The organism is Mycetohabitans endofungorum (genome assembly GCF_002927045.1).
GTDB classification, from domain to species: Bacteria; Pseudomonadota; Gammaproteobacteria; order Burkholderiales; family Burkholderiaceae; genus Mycetohabitans; species Mycetohabitans endofungorum.
Map to the genome: position 1 here is coordinate 1 of NZ_PRDW01000043.1, position 2,901 is coordinate 2,901.

Annotated in this window: 2 protein-coding genes and 1 pseudogene; all 3 read right to left on the reverse strand. The window is 53.4% G+C overall.

Going from position 1 to position 2,901, the window contains the following annotated elements; all coding sequences use genetic code 11:
- Window positions 1-56: 56 nt before the first annotated feature.
- Window positions 57-1,034: a lysozyme family protein gene (locus B0O95_RS15030; RefSeq protein ID WP_146064119.1), complete on the reverse strand. Its 978-nt coding sequence runs from the start codon at window positions 1,032-1,034 to the stop codon at window positions 57-59.
- Between the two features lie 106 nt (window positions 1,035-1,140).
- Window positions 1,141-1,746 carry a hypothetical protein gene (locus B0O95_RS15035; protein ID WP_199180538.1) on the reverse strand — a complete coding sequence of 202 codons (606 nt, stop codon included), beginning with the start codon at window positions 1,744-1,746 and terminating at the stop codon, window positions 1,141-1,143.
- A gap of 19 nt (window positions 1,747-1,765) precedes the next feature.
- Window positions 1,766-2,219 (reverse strand): annotated as a pseudogene (locus B0O95_RS15040) (glycoside hydrolase family 108 protein).
- Between the last annotated feature and the right edge of the window lie 682 nt (window positions 2,220-2,901).

The following is a 2,901-nucleotide window of genomic DNA, read 5'->3' on the forward strand; positions in this document are numbered from 1 at the left end:
GATGGCATTGCCGGTCGCCGCCGGACCGGATGTTCCGTTTACGTTGATTTAGTATTTTATTTGATTTTAACCGAACGCGCTTTATTGGGCGTGTCCAGCGGCGCCAATTGGACTGCGTACGTTGCGCGCGTGTTACGCAGTGCCGTCTTCATCTCGGTGGCCGAGATCGTCGCCTTATTCTTGCCTTTTTTGTCGTGATAGCTGACGCCCTTAGGACTATCAGGGGTCGGAGGCTTATTAGGATTTGCGACGCTTGCCCACTCTTTCGACGACTCGAGCAATGCCGCGAGGAGATCGTCGCTGCGCCCCGCGATGTAGTCAGCGATTGCCGGTCGCTTCTCCTTGACCAAGTATTCGCCGAAGATGTGGTCTTGTAGGGCCCGGTCAAACTTCTCAGCCCCCGTCAGCTCCATTGCAATAAAGGCTTCACCGAGCGTCGGGCCGGTGATTTGATAGCGGCCTGCCGCATTGAAGCGGGCACTAAGCTGCTGCGCCATCACCTGCGCAACTGTCATCCCGCCCAAATTTTCAGTCCCAGCTTTGTAACTCCAGCGCGCGCCGCGATTCACGCTGTTGTAGTCGCCCTCGCCACGCGCGATCAACTTGCCGAACGCGGAGTTCGCGAGCGCAGACCCGAAAGACTGTGGCTTCGACTCATCCGGGATAGCAGTCTTAGACGCTATCTCAGCAGCCGTGGTAGCAACTTTTAGATTACCTCCTGGCTGTGCCGGCACCTTTTTGCCAATGCTGTTTTCCAGCAAGCTTTGCTTTGTGTTACCGTCGGCATCAAACGTCTTTTCGTCGGCATCAAACGTCTTTTTTTGCAACCAAGGATTGGAGTTAACGGGGGCGAAAGTGCCGTTAGAAGACAATGTACGGATTTGGCGACTAACGAGGTCGTAGTAGAGGATGGCCATAGTACAAGTTTCACGTAGTGCATCCTTGTCGTCGCATTTGCACTTGGTACTGGCATAAGGTTTGCCTTGTTTAGTCAGTGTGTCCTTGTTATCAAGGACGGTTCGTTGGTTACCCATAGATTTGCACCTTAATCATCAACACGTTCTCACTTGCTGCTACCGTTGAATTAGGCATAGGAAGCTCTCGTAATTACTCCCCCTTAACAGTGGCAATACCATCTCATTACGGCCCACCATAGAATTTAGCGCTTGAGTTGTAGCATAGGTATCCGGATCGGTCGCGAAGCTGGCAAACATTGCGGCCTGCTTTTTCGCCGTAGGGGACGAGCCGAAAAGATTTTTCACCCAAATTCATCTCGATCACTACGCCTTTAATGTTGACAAATACGCCAAAGTCGAGCGTTTTAACCGGTGTGCGGGAAAATGAGAGCCAGAAGTGGGCGTCAGTCACAAAAAATAGGGCACTTGTACATAAACAAGCGGGGTTACGCGGGATGCGGCCTTGTGCAGTTAGCGTCATCCGCCGAGCATTGGCGCGGTCGGCGGCGTTCATCTTTGCCGTTTCGACGTTGGCAGTGGTGCTCGCCTTCTCTAATTCAGCGGCGATACACTGCAGCTTGCCTTGGCTCTCGACCATCAATTTTTGAAATTGGTGAACAAGCTCAGGATTGGTTTGGATTGCAGCCAGCGTCTGCTCCGGCGTGCTGGTGCCGGTAACCGTTTGGGCGATGGTGACCACTTTCTGCGCAACCTGTTCGGCTCGGCCACCACCAATCCACTGTGCGATTTGGGGCGCGAACTGCGCAAGAGCAAAAACAATCGGTAACATGATTAAGCTCCGGCTACCCTCAGATTGGTGGCGATCCGCCGTGCCCAAAGCTGGGCCAAGTTTGCAACGCGGTTAAATAGGCTAGGCGCGCGGCCACAAAACGCAGGATAAATAGCTCTGGGGCGACCGCTTGCACCGCGGCGATCGTTTTTGGTCCAAGTTTGCCGTCGGCGAGCGCGCCGCTGGCTTGCTGCATCCAAACGACAACAGGGCCGCCGTTGTAATTGGCATAAGACCTGAAACGCAACACGCGCATCATAGCTGTCGCAGCGCAGCGAATCCCAGTAAAGCGCCTTGGCAATGTGCTTGGCTGTCTCACGCAGCAAATCCTGCATGGGGCCGGTATAGCCTCCTGAGAGCGCGATCCGTTGGGTGATACCCCACATGGTTTCACCGCCAGGATCTTGAAGGTGATTGGAGTAACCCCCTTCATTGCCAATGAGCTGCTCAAAAGCGTCATCAAAAGTGCTCATGCTGGGCCACTAAAGGAACGTTCATTCATCTGACGCATGAAGCGATTCACATAACACGATAGGAAAAGTACGCCCTTCGGCCCTTAAACTTGTTTGCAGTGCTTACGAATTTGACTAGTTGCTTCGGCTTATGGGGCTACGCAACGCACAATCCAATCAATGCTGCGATGTACAACATTAACTACTAAAGCAATACTAAGCACATGCTTATAGACCAACAATATGTAATCGCGTGGCACCGGCATGAAGCTTGGCTGTATCGGATGCGCCCTTCAGAAAACGAAGCCTTGACTTCAATCTATAACACTCAACTTCGATGTCAAGTGCTAAACCGTGTTGTGCCGGATCATTACATAGACGGCAGCGCGATCACGTGACACCAACTGGGCTGCTTGGTGGCCGTTTAGCCAACTCGCCACCGTCGTTGCATTACGTTCTGGCAGCAAATCCGATGGCCGGCATATCTCCAGATTGACTAGTAGGGTGCCATAGCGATGACAGCATCCAAATGCCCAGTTATCAACGCCAATAATGGTAAGCGGCGATGCCATCGCGACGTGCTTCTGGCCGTTGCGTTTGAGTCAACGCGCAACCGTTTCGCCGCTGATCGAAATGCCCAGCCGCTGCGCTAGGCGCGCACCCGCGGCGCCACTGAGCGCCAAGCGAACTGCGTAAGGCACTG